Below are 17,073 nucleotides of genomic sequence, written 5' to 3' on the forward strand. Positions count from 1 at the left end.
TAAGTGCCTTAGCCTTGTAAATTCATATGACTCTCAAAATGGAAACCGTAACATCTACGGAATCCGTCTGTTAATCCTATAAATTTTTTTTTGTGCAAAGTGATGGTCATGGCTCCTGCCAAGATTCTTGTTGTTGACGACGATCCTGCGGTTCGGAATTTAATCCAACGCTTCCTGATCAAACAGAGCTATCAGGTAGAAGCTGCCGAAGATGGTAAAACCGCCCTGGCCCTCTTTGAGCAGTTTAACCCCGATTTGGTAATATTGGATGTCAATTTACCAGACGTAATTGGGTTTAACCTCTGCCAAGAGATGCAAAGCCGAAATGGCGTTTTTGTGCTAATGCTCACTAGTCGCGCCGATGAAGCTGATAAAATTCGTGGTTTCTCAAAAGGCGCAGATGACTACCTTACCAAACCATTTGGCTTGGGAGAGCTAGAAGTCAGGGTTGCAGCCATTTTAAGGCGACAGCGTGTCGTAACTACTGCAGAACAAAAACGCCTGGTGTTTGAAAAGTTAATGATCGACCCCGTGCGGCGAGAAGTTACACTTAACAGCCTACCAGTCCCCTTAACTGCTCTAGAGTTTGATTTATTACATTTCTTAGCTAGCCATCCAGGTCGAGTTTGGCGGCGGGCGGAACTTATTCAGGAGGTTTGGGATTATGAATACGTCGGCGACCAACGGGTTGTAGACGTGCATATAGGTCAAATTCGCAAAAAAATTGAAGCTGATGCCAGTCAACCCGCTTTAATTCAAACGGTACGAGGTGTTGGGTATAAGTTTGAATGCCCCACTCAACCCCAGTAGGGTGAAAAAAACAATAGCATTCATTCATGTCCATTATTAGCTGCAGCAAAACAAAGTGAATGAAAACTACTTTCTTGGGAAACATAACAAAGCTCTACGGGCTCATCTCTCCTAACTACAATTATCACTCTCTAGAAAAACTTGGGACTGGCGAGTGGGGAAGTTTCCCAATCCCCACTCGCCAATCTTTTACAAAAAGCTGTGTTTCTTGTGACTAAGTGTCTGAGCTTTTGATATTCATTCTTTGACTTCTCCAAAATACATAGCTTGAAAAAACTTCGAGTGGTACACTATACCGCTCGAAGTTTTTATATTTCTTCGATGTCCCTAAATTTAAAGCACGAGCGAGAATTCCTTCAACGTTTAAGCCAATCAAATCAACTATTTCTGCCCGATTCGATAACGACAGCATCGTCCCAAAAGACGAAGGCGGTTGCACGGTATCGACCTAACCATGAGATTGAGAGCGTTGTTCCAATCCCTTGGTGCTGTATATTTACAGTTCGGGCATAACAACCTTTTATTACCACCTCATTTGTCGTCTGTGGGTTCGCATTTTGGACAAGTACGGACTCCGTGTAAGACTATCTCCAAGATATCTCTACACTCTTTCTAACCAACCGAGCAAGGTATTTTTATTTAACAATGGTGAAATAAAGTTTCTAAGTAAACACGAGCCGCACGGCGATCGCTTTCTCCATTTTGAAGTAAAAACAGGGACAGAGCTGCTGTCAGGACGCGGTTTTGATCCCAATCTGGATGTGTGTCTAGATAAATTTTGAGGGATTCGTGAAGTGCTTCGGGAATTTCGCTAAAGATACCAACTGTCGTATTCATGAGATGTTTCTCCTTTGAAGTTCATCGATGGGATAACCTTGCTTGTAGTAGAGCCACCAGAGGGAAAACAAACTTAAGAGCCTTCTGAAAGCAAACAATGGATGCTTAGGTAAATTTACACAGCAACTCAAAGGACTAAAAGAGCAAGCCGCACTATTTTGCTCTAAAAGGGGGTAGGGTTGTCAATGCTGCGAAATGTTAAGAATTCGTTTATAAAAAATTAACGTTTACGCAAGTACAAAGGTTTTCGGTATGTTTTTGTAATACTTCGTAATATTAACTCAGTCTTTCGAGCTAGATAACGGTAGCAGTAAAAAATCCCCAATAGAGTAGCTAAAGCTTGTAACATCATCAAGCCTCTGTGGAAAACAACACAATACCTGTGGAAACCTTGTGGAATGATTGAGGAAAATTTGGACGAATGATAAGAATTACAAACATTGACCGATGACCAGTCATCGGTGACATTTGATAGTTGGTTGTCAAATTTTTAAGAAGGCAGCTTTGCTGAGGGCAGAGAGCAATGCGGTCTTGGGCTTTGCCCAAGTAGAGCAATTGCGGAAGGGCAGAAGGGACTAATTGGAAGGGGATTGGACCCTTCCCAATTTCGTTGCTCCCAATATCGTTGCATTTGGGAGAGGTTTCCTACCCGATATCTAAACAAAGGTAAGCTCTGTTTTAACTTCATCGAACCCACTTTGACCGTAAGGTAGAAGTTGCTACAGCAATCGAGGCGGTATAACTAATGATATTTCTTACTCGAATCCCGCTCCCCGTGAAGAAACAAAAACTACGGCTTCTACCAAAGCTAAATTACCAAATCTGGATTCTAGCTATTGGGAGATTTCTCTTAGAATTTGGCACTGGCTTCACTTTGTTTTACGCCCCAATCTTTTTCGTGAACAAAGTTGGTTTGTCAGCAACGTCTGTCGGTATAGCTTTGGGTAGCGCTTCATTATCTGGGATTCTCGGACGAATTTTAAGCGGTTCTTTTTCAGACTCCCCCGATATTGGACGACGCCGCACTTTGTTGCTGGCTGCAGCCGTTTCAGCAATTGGCTCTATGGTCTTGGCTGCAACTGACGATCTTGTTACCCTGTTAATCGGGAATACGATCGCGGGGATGGGCTTGGGTTTATACTGGCCTGCTAACGAGGCTATTGTTGCTGATGTTACACTACCGGAAACTCGTCATGAAGCTTATGCCATAACTCGACTTTCAGACAATCTGGGTTTGGGTATGGGAATTGTATTGGGAGGATTTTTAGTCGCAACAACAGGAAACTACCGCTTACTTTTCATTATTGATGCCATTTCGTTTGCAGTCTTTTTTGTAGTTGTTTATTTTGCCATTCAAGAAAACAATCGAGTACCCAAGTCACATATCACAAGGAATCAACAGCTAGTATCTTGGTTAACCTCATTACAAGATAACCACTTCCGCGTGTTTATAATTGTTAACATAATTTTTACAATATATTTTTCACAATTACATAGCACCCTTCCCATTTACTTTAAAAATTTTGTATCCACTGGAGCATCGGGAAAAGGATTTTCTGAAACAACTATCAGTACACTTTTCGCTTGGCATTTAAGCATTGTTATTTTGGGACAGTTACCCATCGCCCGTGTCTTAAAACGATTTAGCGATCCTCTAGCACTTGTTGTTTCTGCGGTATTGTGGGCTACTGGTTTTCTTCTCATTTGGATGACCTGCACGGTCACGTCTTATCATTTAGTTTGGGCAGCTTTGGCGTTAGGAATCTTTGCTCTTGCGATTGTTTCTTATACCCCTTCCTCTTCCTCTCTAATCACGGAGTTAGCTCCTGAATCCCAGCGCGGTGTTTACTTTGCCATCGGGGCTCTGTGTTGGGCTATTGGATATGCTATTGGTCCCTCTTTTGGAGGTTGGGTATTAGACCAAGCTGAAATAATCGTGACGTATTATTGGCTGGGATTAGCACTAACGACTGGTATTGCGATCGCGATTTTGCTGCGCCTCAATAAACTAATTCGGAACCAAATAGAGACTGAGGATAAGGGAGAAAGACCTATTTTCCCAAAATCCAAAATCTAAAATCCTTTACTTCCGCCGTTCTTGCAACTTGCGATAAACGGCTTTGATATCAACATTATGATGAGCCAACGCGACAAGAGTGTGGTACAACAGATCTGCAACCTCACCTGCGATCGCATCTGGTTCGTCATCCTTAAAAGCCATCACCACCTCAGCGCTTTCTTCACCTATCTTTTTCAAAATCTTGTTATCACCACCAGCCAGCAACTTACAGGTATAAGAATCCTCCTGTGGATTGTCGCGGCGATCGCAAATTACGGAAAAAATTTGTGACAGTGTACTGCCTGGAGGTTGGACAATTTCCCCATGAACTTGATGAAAGCAACTGCGTTCCCCAGTGTGACAGGCAATATCTCCTATTTGCTCTACACCAACTAGTAATGCATCACTATCACAATCGTATCGAATACTTTTCACCTTCTGTATGTACCCAGAAGTTTCCCCTTTATGCCAAAACTCCTGTCGGGAACGGCTCCAAAACCAAGTTTCTCCACTTTCCAAAGTCTTCTGTAGCGATCCCTGATTCATCCATGCCATCATCAGAACAGTCCCGTCCAAATAGTCCTGAACAATAGCGGGTACTAGCCCTTTTTCATCGTAGCGAATATTTTCTAAAGGAATGGCATTGTGTAATGACTTGACATCAGAAGACAACATACCAACTGCTTTTTTCTTCGGTAAATAGAGTTCCTGGCTTCACCATACCATTCAACAGCGCAGTTGGTATGTTTTTTCTCAACTACTTTTTTTCCCGATCTTAAACGATGCTCCTGTACATTGCGGATTGCATTTTCACTGCACTTAAAGCGACCTGGTGAGCTTTTGGTGCTTCACCGTACCAATGGATTGCCGAGTTAAAAGCAGCTCGGTACAGATCCTGGTATGCCTCAGAAAAGCGAGTGCGAATTTCTAAAGGCAAGTCTTGATTGGACTTGTATAACATATTGTTATTTTCCTGGTTCTGCTAATTTACTAGAATAGTAGTTTTAGACAGTGTTTACCCCTATCGTAAGATAGAGTCTGTTTCCTAATGTAGGTGAGAACCTTGGTAAATACAACAATTAAAACTACAAAATCACAAGAAATCTTTGCATCTGCCCAAAATTTAATGCCAGGAGGGGTAAGTTCGCCCGTCCGAGCTTTTAAATCCGTGGGCGGACAGCCTATCGTTTTTGACCGTGTTAAAGGCGCATACATTTGGGACGTAGATGGCAATCAGTACATTGATTACGTAGGAACCTGGGGACCTGCCATTTGCGGACACGCTCACCCTGAGGTGATTGCAGCACTTCATGAAGCATTAGACAAGGGTACAAGCTTCGGTGCGCCAAGCGTATTGGAAAACGTCTTGGCTGAAATGGTTATCGACGCTGTTCCGAGCATTGAAATGGTAAGATTTGTTAACTCCGGTACAGAAGCTTGTATGGCTGTTCTGCGGTTGATGCGAGCTTTTACCAAACGTGACAAAATTATCAAGTTTGAAGGTTGCTACCACGGTCATGCCGATATGTTTTTGGTAAAAGCGGGCTCTGGTGTAGCAACATTGGGTTTACCTGACTCCCCAGGCGTTCCCAAATCAGTCACAAGTAACACCCTCACAGCACCTTTTAACGATTTAGAAGCAGTCAAAGCCCTCTTTGAGGAAAATCGTGACGAAATTGCTGGTGTGATATTGGAGCCAGTTGTTGGAAATGCTGGTTTCATTACCCCTGATGCTGGCTTTCTAGAAGGATTGCGGGAACTTACCCACGACCATGGGGCATTGTTAGTATTTGACGAAGTGATGACAGGCTTCCGCATCGCTTACGGCGGTGCTCAAGAGAAGTTTGGCATTACCCCCGATTTGACAACACTCGGTAAAATTATCGGCGGTGGATTGCCTGTGGGAGCTTATGGCGGTCGTCGAGATATCATGTCAATGGTTGCTCCAGCTGGTCCAATGTACCAAGCAGGAACTCTCTCTGGTAATCCTTTGGCAATGACAGCAGGAATTAAAACACTGGAATTGTTGCAAAAACCAGGAACTTACGAGTATCTTGACCAAATTACTCAAAAATTAGCAAATGGTTTGCTTCAGGTTGCCCGAGAAACAGGTCATGCAGCTTGCGGCGGTCAAATCAGCGGTATGTTTGGTTTGTTCTTTACTTCAGGACCAGTTCACAGCTACGAAGACGCGAAAAAGTCCGACACAGCCAAGTTCGGACGCTTCCATCGCGGTATGTTAGAGCGCGGTGTTTATTTAGCACCATCTCAGTTTGAGGCTGGGTTTACCTCCATCGCTCACACAGAAGAGGATATTGAGAGAACACTGCAAGCAGCCCGTGAAGTCATGTCTGGTCTGTAAATTCTGAATTATGAATTGTAAACTTTTTTATCGTTCGTAATTCATAATTTTTTACATTTAGATATTGGTGGGCAATGCCTACCAATATCTAACCATCGTAGAGAATCAACCGCAAAATGGCTAATTTTCAACTATCTAAAGGAATAGTTTTTTTAATAAAAACAGATATCCGTATCCGGTTGACTTGCCAAAAAAATAGTAAAAGATTATACTCATAATGCATGGAGTAAAAAAACTTCCTTTTATTTCCTCTGCGCCTTCTGTGGTTTCAAAAAACAAATTCACAAGTTGGACTGCCACAAGAAGTCAAATTCGTAGAAAAATTTCCAGACATCAGGAAATAGCTGGTCTGTCTTAAAGACAGCAAAAAGAGATTTTACAATCGCAACAAAAACTTTTCTTGAAGAAGAATAATTCAGTTTTAACAGTCCTGAATTTTGACATTTAGAGTTAGAAGAAATATTCTTTAACGACAGATTGTATATAGCTTGTTAGTCAGAACTAGTAGATATTCGTGAGTTTACGATTGCTTCATGCAACACAAGCCGAACTTTAGCAACTCTTCAATAGAAATCCAGAGAAAATGACCTGGCAAAAATGAATTTTAAACCTAATAATGAGATAAGAGTTCAACACTCATCATTATTATTCGTGTAGCGAGTTGACTGTACATGAGCTACTGCATAAATCCTACGTGTCCCAACCCTGAAAATTTAGCATATAGCGACAGGTGTCAGTCTTGCGGCTCGCGACTGCTAATGCGCGATCGCTATCGCATCATTAAAGCCTTAGGTCAGGGTGGTTTCGGTGCAACCTTTTTAGCTGAAGATGAAGCCTTACCGGGAGAACCAAGTTGCGTTATCAAGCAACTGCGTCCTTCAGGGACAGCGCCCCATATCTTGCAAATGGCACGGGAACTTTTCGAGCGAGAAGCTGTTACTTTGGGTCGGATTGGTAACCATCCCCAAGTACCCCGCTTGCTGGACTATTTTGAAGACCGCGAACAATTCTATCTAGTTCAAGAATATATCAACGGTCCGACTTTACAGCAGGAGATCAAACGCAATGGAGTTTATAGCGAAGCAGGAGTTAAGCAGTTTTTAAGCGAGCTTTTGCCGTTACTGCAATACATCCACGAACGAAAAGTGATTCACCGCGATATTAAACCGGCAAATATCATTCGTCGTTCTCAAGATTGCAGGTTAGTGCTGATCGACTTTGGTGCGGTTAAAAACCAAGTACAAACATTGGCAAACCAATCCGAGCAAACTGCGTTAACGGCATATGCAATTGGCACCCCTGGTTTTGCTCCTCCAGAACAAATGGCAATGCGTCCCGTCTTTGCTAGCGATATTTACGCCCTAGGCGTAACCTGTATTTACTTGCTGACTGGCAAATCTCCTAAAGATATAGATTACAATCCCACAACAGGCGAAATGCAGTGGGAACGGCTTGTCTGCATTAGCGACCACTTAACGGAAGTGCTACGGAAGATGCTGGAAGTATCAGTTCGCAATAGATACCAAACAGCAGAGGAAGTACTGAGAGCCTTAGCACTCGAACCTTACTTAGATAGTTTGGCGCAAAGTATGATGGTGCGGCAAAGTGGTGTAAAAGAGCGGTCCTCAAACCATTTAGAGGACGAAAAAGTTTTTTCTAACGTTCGTTCTGCTCATACTTCGAGCGGACAAGGAGTGGCACAGATGGCAGCTGCTATTCGAGCTAGAAGAGCCAAAATGCCCGAAGGTACAGGTCTGAGTGGAGTAGCAACACAAAGAGTAATGACAATGAAATCTACCACACTCGCTGGCAGTCATAGCGGTTCTTCTGGGGATAATAAGTCTCAAGTACAGCGTAAATTGGATACTCAGGGTTTGCTCACAGCGTATATGAAAGGGAGAAGAGATTTTGCCCTATACAATTTAAATCTGCTGAATTTGCAAGGTGCTGACTTATCTGGGACTAATTTCCATAGCTCTCAATTACAAAATGTTAATTTTCAAGGAGCTAATCTTAACAGTAGTGATTTTGGACGCGCTAGCCTCAATCGCGCAAATCTTAAAGATTCCAACTTAACCAAAGCGTATCTGAATAATGCTGATTTAGAAGGAGCCGATCTTCGAGGAGCAGATCTCAGCTTCGCATACCTCAACGGTGCAAATCTTCGAGGAGCAAATTTGTGTGGAGCTAATTTAACTGGTGCTAAAATTTCTGACGAGCAATTGGCATTAGCGAAAACAAACTGGATGACAGTGCGTCCCAATGGTCGGCGAGGCTTGTTGTGATTTTAAATTTTATATTTCTCGATCGATATTTCACAGGCAAACACCCAGTTTTTCAAAAACTGGGTTTTGCACTGTCAAAAGGTTAGATATAAAAACGCAAAATGGAGCCGACACCAGCACAATTAAAACAAATGTACAGAATTTGCCAATTAAAAGTGGATTACCAAAACTTCATTGGATTGATAGTGCTTGTGTAGGAACATCAGAAATAGTTAAATTGCGTATCTGTCAACCATTACGTGTTAGCTGTAAGGGACACGGGACCAAACAGGTACAAAGAGTTAATGCTAAAGGCTTTCCCGCCATAGCCAGCATAAACAAGAATCCGATTACAGGTAAAAAAGAAGTCAAGTTAGTGAGTAAAAATCAGAAATATACTCATGCCACAGCAGGTGACTACGTGATTTGCCATTTATCAGAAAACCGTAAACATACTTTAGCGGGAATTTATCGTGCTAGAGTTAAAACTCCAACTCCCAAAGGAGTAGAAGTGCTCATTAACGGTCATCGCATCGGAGTCAATCAAAAACACTTAAAGCTTATTCATCGCTCTGATGGTTATGAATACCGTTTTACTCCGATTGACCCTGATTTACTTCGTTTTAGCGCGATTTAATAATATGACAAAACCTAATTTTGAAGCAATGTCACTTCAAGAACTGCGAGAGTATATTTTAGAGCATCGGAATGATGACGATGCAGTTCATGAGATGGTACTCCGTATTCGTAGAAACGGTAAGACTGGAACAGTTGACGAATTTATTGAACACGTTAAACACAAACTGACACAAAATCAACAATAAATCGAAGCAGCACCGATGAAAAAATCTCGCAGCCAAGCATGAAAAAGGCAAACTAGGGTGACAATAACCACCCTACGCCTGCGTCTGTAAATCGCTCGAGCAGCTTGTAGGATGGGCATTTCGCCCGTCCCACAATCACTTACTCCTCTTCAAAGTCCTCGTCTGCATCTTCTTCATCATCGTCACTTGGCTTACCGACTGAATTAGCAGAAACAACAGCACCCATTTCTAATTTTTCTCGTACTAACTGTTTAATCTTGTCGGTAAATTCAGGCTTCTCTTCCATGTATTTAATAGCGTTATCCCGACCTTGGGAGATATTTTCACCACTATAACTGTACCAAGCACCCTTACGGATAAGAACTCCTGTTTCTTCAGCCAAGTCTACCAGACAACCTATAGTAGAAATACCTTTGCCAAAGATAATGTCAAATTCTGCCACTCTAAAAGGTGGTGCGACCTTATTTTTAGCAACTTTGACTTTGACACGGTTACCAAATTCTTCAGTCCCTTTTTTCAAGGTTTGAATCCGGCGAATATCTAGGCGTACTGAAGCGTAGTATTTGAGAGCATTACCACCAGTTGTTGTTTCTGGGTTTCCATAGGTAACACCGATTTTTTGCCGCAACTGGTTGAGGAAAATAACTGTACAACCAGATTTTCCAATATTACCAGTGATTTTGCGTAACGCTTGGCTCATCAATCTCGCTTGAAGACCGACGTGTGCATCACCCATTTCGCCTTCAATTTCAGCACGAGGAACCAATGCTGCTACTGAGTCGATGACTACAATATCAACTGCAGCAGAACGAACCAATTGGTCAACAATCTCCAAAGCCGCTTCCCCTGTATCGGGTTGAGATACTAACAAATTTTCAATATCAACACCCAATGCAGCGGCGTAGGTAGGATCGAGGGCATGTTCTGCATCAACGTAAGCAGCGATACCGCCATTTCTTTGTACTTCAGCAACTGCGTGTAGTGCTAACGTCGTTTTACCAGAACTTTCAGGACCGTAAATCTCAATGACCCTTCCCTTGGGAATACCGCCACCTAATGCCAGATCCAGGGTAAGCGCCCCACTAGAAATAGTTTCTACCCGCATACGGGTAGCATCACCCAGGCGCATGATAGTTCCTTTGCCAAAGGTACGCTCAATCTGATTGAGTACCATGTTGAGCGCTTTTTGCTTGCCAGCAGCATCAGTCGTGTTAACAGCCATTCGGAGCCTCTATATTATGGATCTAGGGAGTGTAGATTTGGAGTCGAAATAGAACAGATATACTATTTTAAACACAAATTGCTAATTTAGTACTTCTCTGTAAAGAAGCGTAAACTACAGCAAGAGCCTCCTTGTGGAAACAGGTGACAAGATTCTAGCGCACTCGTTGCCTTGTTTGACACAGACAAATGACTCAGTAATAAATTGTATAATATCAGTATCAGTAAGCAGTGACCACTAACCACTAACTAGCAACCAGTTACGAATCCAAAAATCGAAAATTAAAAATGACTTTTAACCTCCCTGACTCTCTCATTCCTGAAACAGCACTGACAGTAGCAGGATTAACAGATTACATTCGCTTCCTGTTGGAGCAAGATGAGGAATTGCGCCGGGTTTGGGTGACTGGAGAAGTTTCTAGCACTAACAAGCACCGCAGTGGCTTATTTTTTACGCTACAAGACCCAGAGGCTACGGCAGCTATTAAGTGTGTGGTCTGGAACGGTCAATTGCCAAAATTGGCACAACTTCCTGTCTCAGGGGAGCAGTTAATTGTTTTGGGAAGTCTTAAACTTTACCGAGAACGGGGAGAGTACCAACTGAGTGTTTGGCAGGCTTTTCCTGCTGGTGTTGGTTTGCAAGCCTTGCGTTACCAACAAATACGACAACGCTTGGAGGCAGAAGGATTATTTGACCCACAAAGAAAGCGATCGCTTCCTACGCATCCCCAAACTATTGGTGTGGTCACATCTGGGACAGCTGCCGCTTGGGGTGATATTCAAAAGACCCTAAAACAACGATATCCGGGATTGCAAGTTTTGTTTTCTCCTGCAATCGTACAGGGTGACCAAGCACCTCAATCTATTATCAACGCCATTAGAAGGGTGGAAAAAGATGGACGTGCAGAAGTGCTGATTGTATCACGGGGTGGGGGTGCTGTGGAGGAATTAGCATGCTTTAATGACGAACGGGTAGTACGAGCAGTGGCAAATTGTTCGATACCAGTTATTACGGGGATCGGGCATCAAAGAGATGAATCATTGGTAGATTTGGTTGCAGATGCTGCGGTGCATACTCCTACTGCAGCGGCGGAATTGGTTGTACCATCGCTAGCCCAATTGTACGCCGAACATCAGCAACGAGCTATCGCTTTACAAGAAAGCGTGCGTTATTCTTTTCAAAGGGCGGAAAATAAATTACAACAAATGCAAAACCGTTTGTGGCGCTTGCGGTTAGATCGACAAGTTCAGCAGGACTTTCAAGCTTTAAGTTGGAAGCGCCAGCAGTTAATAAGAGCGACAACCGTGCGGTTGCAGCGATCGGTACAGCATATAGAAATGTTGCGGCAAAAGTTGACAACTCTCGATCCAAAAGCGGTCCTTCAGCGCGGTTATGCAGTGGTGCGATTGGAAAATGGTGCGATCGCTCGTTCTGCGATTGAGCTAACTGTAGGACAAGATTTGTCGGTTCAGTTGGGTCAGGGTGAAGTTAAAGTAAAGGTTGTTGATGTCAATGATTTTTGAACCGCTAAGACGCAAAGAACACGAAGGTTAAATAGAAATGGTTAACGTGACTGATAAAGAAGGTTGGAATTACGAAGCTAAGGTTGCTGAGGTAGAAAGAATTATTGCTCGCATTGAGTCGGGTGATTTGGAGTTGCAGGAGGTTTTCGAGCAATTTACGTCTGCTGTTGAGTATTTGCGTCAGTGTGAGGGGTTTTTACAAGAACGACAGCAGCAGGTTGAGTTGTTGATTGAGACTTTGCACGATTAGCGGAAAAGGGGGACAAGGAAGATACAGTAGAGCTTTCTCCCTTGTCTGCTCCTTCTCCTTAAACCCTTGGCAATATTACGGTAAAAGTGGTTCCCACACCCAGTTGACTTTCTACAGTAATTTGACCTTTGTGTAATTCAACTGCATTTTTAACGATTGCTAACCCCAGACCTGTTCCTGGAAGATGACCCGTGTTGCTGCACCTAAAAAAAGATGTAAAGAGTTTGTCTATATCTTCTTCTGGAATGCCAATTCCTTCATCTTGAACTCGGAAAATGGCACTTGTACAATCGCATATTAATTCAAAATTTATATGACCGCCTTGTGGGGAGTATTTGATAGCATTTGATAGTAAATTTGTAAAGATATGCCGTAAGAGTTTTTCATCCATAATGGGAAGTTCTTCCCTTGTACAACCATAAGCGCATTGTTCTACAAAATTAATCTGATATTGTTCACCAGCGCTCAGTTGTAACTGTTCTACTAAATCCAGACAAAAACTAATTAAATCTATAGGCGCTGGCTCGAATTTTAGTTTACCTGCTTCTGTTTTTCCAAATACTAAAATATCTTCTAATATTTGATTGAGATGTTTGACACTAGATTTAATTTTATCAAAGTGTCGCTGTTTCTTTTCTTCAGTTAATTGTTCGCCGTACTTTTGCAGAAATTCGCAAGATAGTAAAATAGTGGTTAATGGAGTGCGAAATTCATGGGATGCGATCGCAATAAAGTGTGATTTGAGTTGACTGATTTCTCTTTCTTTTGCTAAAGCTAATCGAGTTTCTTCTGCTTGCTTGCGTTCGGTGATATCCTGGGCTATCCCGACTCTTCGATAGACTTGTCCGTGATTGTTTTTTACCGGGAAACTGCTATCCCAAATCCAACGAATTGTTCCATCTGGTCGTACAATTCGATATTCATTTTGATAAGCACTATGAGTATTTTCCTTCATGAGGGCAGTCACGTGTTCTCTATCTTCTGGATGAATAGCATCTAACCAAGAATCGGGATTGCCGTACAAACTTTCGCAACTCCTTTTCCATACCTGTTCGTAAGCAGGGCTAATATAAAGAATTTCATAACTGCGAAAATCTCTAATCCAAAAAACTTCTTGAATGTTTTCTGCTAATTGACGGAATTTTTCCTCACTTTGCCGCAACATTTCCTGCGCCATAAGCTTGGATGTCAGTTCTAGCTGCAACTGAGTATTGCTGGCTTTTAAGTTTTGTTCTTGCTGAGTTAAAGCAGTCACAAGTTGACTGAGAGATTGTGATAAATTTGCAATTTCATCTTTGCCTTCAATAGCAGGAATTTTGATTTGTCTGTTACCTCGGCGGATGTAGTTAGCAGCTTTTGCGATCGCTAACATCGGGTGGGTAATTGCCGTTGCTATCAACCAACCCAAAACTGTAAAAACAGTACCCAATATCATGTTCAAAATAAATATTTGCTGCTGTAAATGCCAAACTGGGATAAAAGCTTCATCAGTTTTTTGTCGTACCAACACCAGCCATCCCAACCCCGAATAATTTCGATAACCAAGACTGCGAGCAAAGCCAGTGAGGTAAGTATGACCATCAGACCAAGTTTCAATCAAATAACCATTTTTACCGCTTTGCGCTGCTTTCACACTTTTAAGAGCTAGTAAATTAGCATTTTTTACCTCAGTTGGTGTTAATAATAAATCTCCATTGCTACGAAGAACCAACATTTGTATTTGACGATTTTCTAAAGAGTCCAACAGAGATTTTTCTAACTCTTTAGACCATGTCCAGCTAAGATGAGCACCCAATACACCCCTTACTTTTCCTTGTTCATCCATAACAGGGACTGCAATATCTACAAAGCGCAATGGTTCACTTGTTGGTTTGGGAAGTAATTTTGCTAATTTCACTGCTTCATGTACATCACCTACGTAAGGAACTTTTTGCCCGTACACGTACCAAGGTCTTTGAGAGACATCTTGACCTTCCAATAATTTTCCCGTACTCGCTTGAACTATACCCTTGTTGTCAGTCAAACCTATCCAAGCATAATCAGTGTAAGTACTTTGAAGTTTTTCTAACAGGATACGTTGCTGTAGCGCGGGAGAGTGTGGACTGCGGATAGTGTCCAGAGTACTCATTACCTGAATGTCTTTGTATCGCTCAAACATTCCTCGGTCTAACTTGTCTGTCATTTGGTAGGCTAATTCTGCTAGCGATCTACCAACGTCGAATCTTACCTGTTCGCTAGCGTAATGTCCGACAATGAGACTGGCTAAAATTGTCAGTACAAAAGCAATGCTGCTAATTGTCAATCCCAAGCGGGTTTTCAGGCTGCAGTGGGGATTTAACTTAGCACTTAAGCGATGGGACAAACTAATAATACTCACCACTATACAACGCTTCTACCTCCACAGACCAATTCAAAATTTCAGCAAGTCATGTATCTTCTTAGTTTATCTACTCTTTTTTTAAGTACAAGTGCCTAATTTGTCTAGAGTGAAAAAGATAAAACTGATGCCAAAAAGGCATAAACTTTTTTGTGGTAAAGCTGACAAAAGAGGTTGCTGTGGCTAAATTTCTATTCGTAACCGATCTAGACAATACCTTTGTAGGGGATGATAATGCTTTGGCTGAGTTGAAGGAGCTTTTACAAAACCACCGCAAGCAATACGGTACAAAGATAGTCTATGCCACAGGGCGATCGCCAGTTCTGTATAAGGAACTCAAAGAAGAAAAGAATCTTTTGGAACCAGATGGTTTAGTGTTAGCTGTCGGAACAGAAATCTACCTTAATGGTGATGATACACCCGATCCGGAGTGGTCGAAGCATTTATCTTCCGGATGGAACCGCGACCTTATAGTATCTGTGACTGACAATTTTCCGGCTTTAGTTCCCCAACCAGACTCAGAACAACGCCCTTTTAAGGTCAGTTTTTTCCTTCAAGATGAAGAAGCAAGAAAAATTATACCACAACTTGAGTCAGAGTTTAAAAAATGTGGTTTAATAATCAAATTAATTTACAGCAGTGGTATAGACTTGGACATTGTCCCTCCTCACAGCGATAAAGGTCAGGCAGTACAATTTCTCCGCCAAAAGTGGAACTTTGTACCGGAGCGCTCTGTTGTTTGTGGTGATTCGGGAAATGATATTGCTTTATTCGCGGCTGGCAAAGAACGGGGAATTATTGTTGGCAATGCTCGTCGAGAGCTACTTCAATGGCACAATGAGAATCCCGTTGACTATCATTACCTAGCACAAAGCTTTTGTGCGGGTGGCATTCTAGAAGGATTGAAATACTTTGGATTCTTATGATTAGTTACCTCAAAGGAATTGTTGCTGCTATCCAAAACACAGGAGCTCATCGTCATATCCTGACTCTTGAAGTCAATGGTATGGGGTATGATTTGCAAGTTCCATCGAGACTGGCAAAGCAATTGCCAGAAATTGGTGGTGAAGTGCAAATTTTTACCCACTACCAAATTCGGGAAGAAGTTCCTATGCTCTATGGCTTTGGTTCGCCAGGAGAACGAGACGTGTTTCGGCATTTATTGGGTGTAAGTGGTGTGGGGGCGGCTTTAGCGATCGCACTTCTCGACACCCTGGAATTACCCGATCTCGTTCAAGCAATTATCACAGCGAATGTTCAAATTTTGATCCAAGCTCCTGGAGTTGGTAAGAAAACTGCCGAACGATTGTGTTTGGAACTCAAAAACAAGTTGATAGAGTGGCGCAAGTCCGCCGGCTTTTTTGTCGCCACAGGCGGTCCTGCGCCTGGAATTTTGGACGAAGTGCAAATGACTCTATTGGCTTTGGGTTACACTGCTAGTGAAGTCAGCCATGCCTTACACGTGGTAAGCGAAAATATTGGGTTGCCAAAAGACGCTTTTGTGGAAGATTGGATCAAACAAGCGATCGCCCACTTAAGTAGCGAGTACAGTCAGTAAGTTCCAAACCGATCGTGTACTTTATATTAAGCTGTTCTGCTGATAGGTTGCATAATTTGGACGGGCGAGGACGCCCATTCTACAAGAATCAGATTGATGCACGACTATGTAAATAAGAGCACAACAGCTTAAACCTCTTCACAGAGTGCTTTTACCAATGGACTCGATTTTTCTTCGGAATCCATTTGTAATGCTTCAGGACGAATTGAGGGATCGCCTGCAATAATGGTGTAATGCACGTTAGGATCTGGATTCGTGGCGATGCTTGTCCCCAGCATCACTCAGTATTAAACGATAAAAACATACTATATTTGTATCTATGATTACTGGTCAAAATTTTCAAGTGATTAAAAATGCAGTTTCATCGAATGAAGTAGGAGAATTAGTGATAGGAGAAGTTATTAAAGGAAAAGTATATCGAGTTTTAATTAATGATGCAGGACAAATTTTGCTAGATCCCATAGATTTAGAAAGTATTCCCGATAATCAACGATGGCTGTGGCAAAATTCAGAAGCGATGGCTATGGTACAACGGGGTTTGCAACAAGTAGCTTCTGGAGAAGTTCATGACTTAGGTTCTTTTGCCCAGTATGCAGACTTGGAGATTGATGATTAAATGCAATTCAGGCTGCAATACTCAACTGAAGCCAGGGATACTTTAGCTAATTTGGAGAAAACCGACTCCAAAAAATATCGAAAAGTCTTAAAAACACTGGCGCTCCTGGAAACTAATCTCCGTCATCCTGGTTTGCAAACTCACAAATTTGATGGTTTATCTGGACCTAACGGTGAAGAAGTATTTGAAGCATATGTGGAAAATAAAACATCAGCCGCGTTTCGAGTGTTTTGGTACTACGGTCTAGGTCAGGGAGTGATAACAATATTGGCAATTACTCCTCATCCTTAATCCTATGAAGTAAACCTAGCATAGTACATTTAAGGTAAAGCTTACAGGAGGCAGAGCCTCACGGTAAGGCATTCCCAAGC

Annotated in this window: 18 protein-coding genes; 12 read left to right on the forward strand and 6 right to left on the reverse strand. The window is 42.3% G+C overall.

All coding sequences use genetic code 11. The features are described from left to right. Positions 1–108: 108 nt before the first annotated feature. Entirely contained in the window at positions 109–810 is a 702-nt protein-coding gene (locus HC643_RS29750) for a response regulator transcription factor (RefSeq protein ID WP_038076980.1), read from the forward strand. Positions 811–1,449: 639 nt separating this feature from the next. Here HC643_RS29750 and HC643_RS29755 read toward each other — a convergent pair. After that, positions 1,450–1,647, reverse strand: coding sequence for a DUF2811 domain-containing protein (locus HC643_RS29755; RefSeq protein ID WP_038076983.1), 198 nt, complete (start codon positions 1,645–1,647; stop codon positions 1,450–1,452). Between the two features lie 745 nt (positions 1,648–2,392). Between HC643_RS29755 and HC643_RS29760 the strand changes: the two genes are divergently transcribed. Further along, entirely contained in the window at positions 2,393–3,724 is a 1,332-nt protein-coding gene (locus HC643_RS29760; protein WP_038076985.1) for an MDR family MFS transporter, read from the forward strand. 6 nt (positions 3,725–3,730) lie between these two features. On the opposite strand, the gene hisIE is transcribed toward HC643_RS29760, so the two are convergent. Then, positions 3,731–4,381, reverse strand: coding sequence for a bifunctional phosphoribosyl-AMP cyclohydrolase/phosphoribosyl-ATP diphosphatase HisIE (gene hisIE, locus HC643_RS29765; protein WP_038076987.1), 651 nt, complete (start codon positions 4,379–4,381; stop codon positions 3,731–3,733). A gap of 100 nt (positions 4,382–4,481) precedes the next feature. After that, a complete protein-coding gene (locus HC643_RS29770) occupies positions 4,482–4,667 on the reverse strand; it encodes a ChaB family protein (protein WP_038076990.1) in 186 nt (61 codons plus the stop codon). A gap of 102 nt (positions 4,668–4,769) precedes the next feature. Here HC643_RS29770 and hemL point away from each other — a divergent pair, with 102 nt between their 5' ends. The 4 genes from hemL to HC643_RS29790 all read left to right on the forward strand — a co-directional run bounded on the left by hemL (position 4,770) and on the right by HC643_RS29790 (position 9,156). Further along, entirely contained in the window at positions 4,770–6,068 is a 1,299-nt protein-coding gene (gene hemL, locus HC643_RS29775; protein ID WP_038076994.1) for a glutamate-1-semialdehyde 2,1-aminomutase, read from the forward strand. 671 nt (positions 6,069–6,739) lie between these two features. Beyond that, positions 6,740–8,353: a serine/threonine-protein kinase gene (locus tag HC643_RS29780; RefSeq protein WP_038076996.1), complete on the forward strand. Its 1,614-nt coding sequence runs from the start codon at positions 6,740–6,742 to the stop codon at positions 8,351–8,353. Positions 8,354–8,495: 142 nt separating this feature from the next. After that, positions 8,496–8,969, forward strand: a complete 474-nt coding sequence (locus HC643_RS29785; protein WP_237265962.1) for a hypothetical protein — start codon at positions 8,496–8,498, stop codon at positions 8,967–8,969. 4 nt (positions 8,970–8,973) lie between these two features. Continuing rightward, positions 8,974–9,156: a DUF6887 family protein gene (locus HC643_RS29790; RefSeq protein ID WP_050046729.1), complete on the forward strand. Its 183-nt coding sequence runs from the start codon at positions 8,974–8,976 to the stop codon at positions 9,154–9,156. A 139-nt stretch (positions 9,157–9,295) separates the two neighbouring features. Here the strand turns inward: HC643_RS29790 and recA are convergent, their stop codons facing one another. Then, positions 9,296–10,378, reverse strand: a complete 1,083-nt coding sequence (gene recA, locus HC643_RS29795) for a recombinase RecA (RefSeq protein ID WP_038077003.1) — start codon at positions 10,376–10,378, stop codon at positions 9,296–9,298. 287 nt (positions 10,379–10,665) lie between these two features. On the opposite strand from recA, the gene xseA reads away from it, so the two are divergent. Then, positions 10,666–11,901, forward strand: a complete 1,236-nt coding sequence (xseA, locus tag HC643_RS29800; protein ID WP_038077006.1) for an exodeoxyribonuclease VII large subunit — start codon at positions 10,666–10,668, stop codon at positions 11,899–11,901. A gap of 37 nt (positions 11,902–11,938) precedes the next feature. Beyond that, positions 11,939–12,151 carry an exodeoxyribonuclease VII small subunit gene (xseB, locus tag HC643_RS29805; RefSeq protein ID WP_038077009.1) on the forward strand — a complete coding sequence of 71 codons (213 nt, stop codon included), beginning with the start codon at positions 11,939–11,941 and terminating at the stop codon, positions 12,149–12,151. A 58-nt stretch (positions 12,152–12,209) separates the two neighbouring features. Here the strand turns inward: xseB and HC643_RS29810 are convergent, their stop codons facing one another. Continuing rightward, positions 12,210–14,531, reverse strand: a complete 2,322-nt coding sequence (locus HC643_RS29810; RefSeq protein ID WP_167844773.1) for a sensor histidine kinase — start codon at positions 14,529–14,531, stop codon at positions 12,210–12,212. 176 nt (positions 14,532–14,707) lie between these two features. Between HC643_RS29810 and HC643_RS29815 the strand changes: the two genes are divergently transcribed. Beyond that, the gene (locus HC643_RS29815) at positions 14,708–15,454 is read left to right on the forward strand and encodes a sucrose-phosphate phosphatase (protein WP_202048671.1); all 747 of its coding nucleotides are present in this window, start codon (positions 14,708–14,710) and stop codon (positions 15,452–15,454) included. Further along, positions 15,451–16,086, forward strand: a complete 636-nt coding sequence (gene ruvA, locus HC643_RS29820) for a Holliday junction branch migration protein RuvA (RefSeq protein ID WP_038077016.1) — start codon at positions 15,451–15,453, stop codon at positions 16,084–16,086. The genes HC643_RS29815 and ruvA overlap by 4 nt, the downstream gene beginning before the upstream one ends. Positions 16,087–16,214: 128 nt before the next feature. Here ruvA and HC643_RS29825 read toward each other — a convergent pair whose 3' ends face one another. Beyond that, positions 16,215–16,364, reverse strand: a complete 150-nt coding sequence (locus tag HC643_RS29825) for a hypothetical protein (protein ID WP_162002210.1) — start codon at positions 16,362–16,364, stop codon at positions 16,215–16,217. Between the two features lie 41 nt (positions 16,365–16,405). On the opposite strand from HC643_RS29825, the gene HC643_RS29830 reads away from it, so the two are divergent. Both HC643_RS29830 and HC643_RS29835 read left to right on the forward strand, forming a co-directional pair. After that, on the forward strand, positions 16,406–16,702 hold the full coding sequence (locus HC643_RS29830; protein ID WP_038077020.1) for a hypothetical protein: 297 nt from the start codon (positions 16,406–16,408) through the stop codon (positions 16,700–16,702). Next, positions 16,703–16,993: a hypothetical protein gene (locus HC643_RS29835; protein ID WP_038077025.1), complete on the forward strand. Its 291-nt coding sequence runs from the start codon at positions 16,703–16,705 to the stop codon at positions 16,991–16,993. Positions 16,994–17,073 lie beyond the last annotated feature (80 nt).

Source organism: Tolypothrix bouteillei VB521301 (genome assembly GCF_000760695.4).
Lineage (GTDB): Bacteria > Cyanobacteriota > Cyanobacteriia > Cyanobacteriales > Nostocaceae > Scytonema > Scytonema bouteillei_A.

Bases quoted from the DNA above. Each gene is read 5' to 3' on its own strand.
- HC643_RS29750 (WP_038076980.1), top strand. From the start codon at position 109: ATGGCTCCTGCCAAGATTCTTGTTGTTGACGACGATCCTGCGGTTCGG.
- HC643_RS29755 (WP_038076983.1), bottom strand. From the start codon at position 1,647: ATGAATACGACAGTTGGTATCTTTAGCGAAATTCCCGAAGCACTTCAC.
- HC643_RS29760 (WP_038076985.1), top strand. From the start codon at position 2,393: ATGATATTTCTTACTCGAATCCCGCTCCCCGTGAAGAAACAAAAACTA.
- hisIE (WP_038076987.1), bottom strand. From the start codon at position 4,381: ATGTTGTCTTCTGATGTCAAGTCATTACACAATGCCATTCCTTTAGAA.
- HC643_RS29770 (WP_038076990.1), bottom strand. From the start codon at position 4,667: ATGTTATACAAGTCCAATCAAGACTTGCCTTTAGAAATTCGCACTCGC.
- HC643_RS29780 (WP_038076996.1), top strand. From the start codon at position 6,740: ATGAGCTACTGCATAAATCCTACGTGTCCCAACCCTGAAAATTTAGCA.
- HC643_RS29790 (WP_050046729.1), top strand. From the start codon at position 8,974: ATGACAAAACCTAATTTTGAAGCAATGTCACTTCAAGAACTGCGAGAG.
- recA (WP_038077003.1), bottom strand. From the start codon at position 10,378: ATGGCTGTTAACACGACTGATGCTGCTGGCAAGCAAAAAGCGCTCAAC.
- xseA (WP_038077006.1), top strand. From the start codon at position 10,666: ATGACTTTTAACCTCCCTGACTCTCTCATTCCTGAAACAGCACTGACA.
- xseB (WP_038077009.1), top strand. From the start codon at position 11,939: ATGGTTAACGTGACTGATAAAGAAGGTTGGAATTACGAAGCTAAGGTT.
- ruvA (WP_038077016.1), top strand. From the start codon at position 15,451: ATGATTAGTTACCTCAAAGGAATTGTTGCTGCTATCCAAAACACAGGA.
- HC643_RS29825 (WP_162002210.1), bottom strand. From the start codon at position 16,364: ATGCTGGGGACAAGCATCGCCACGAATCCAGATCCTAACGTGCATTAC.
- HC643_RS29830 (WP_038077020.1), top strand. From the start codon at position 16,406: ATGATTACTGGTCAAAATTTTCAAGTGATTAAAAATGCAGTTTCATCG.
- HC643_RS29835 (WP_038077025.1), top strand. From the start codon at position 16,703: ATGCAATTCAGGCTGCAATACTCAACTGAAGCCAGGGATACTTTAGCT.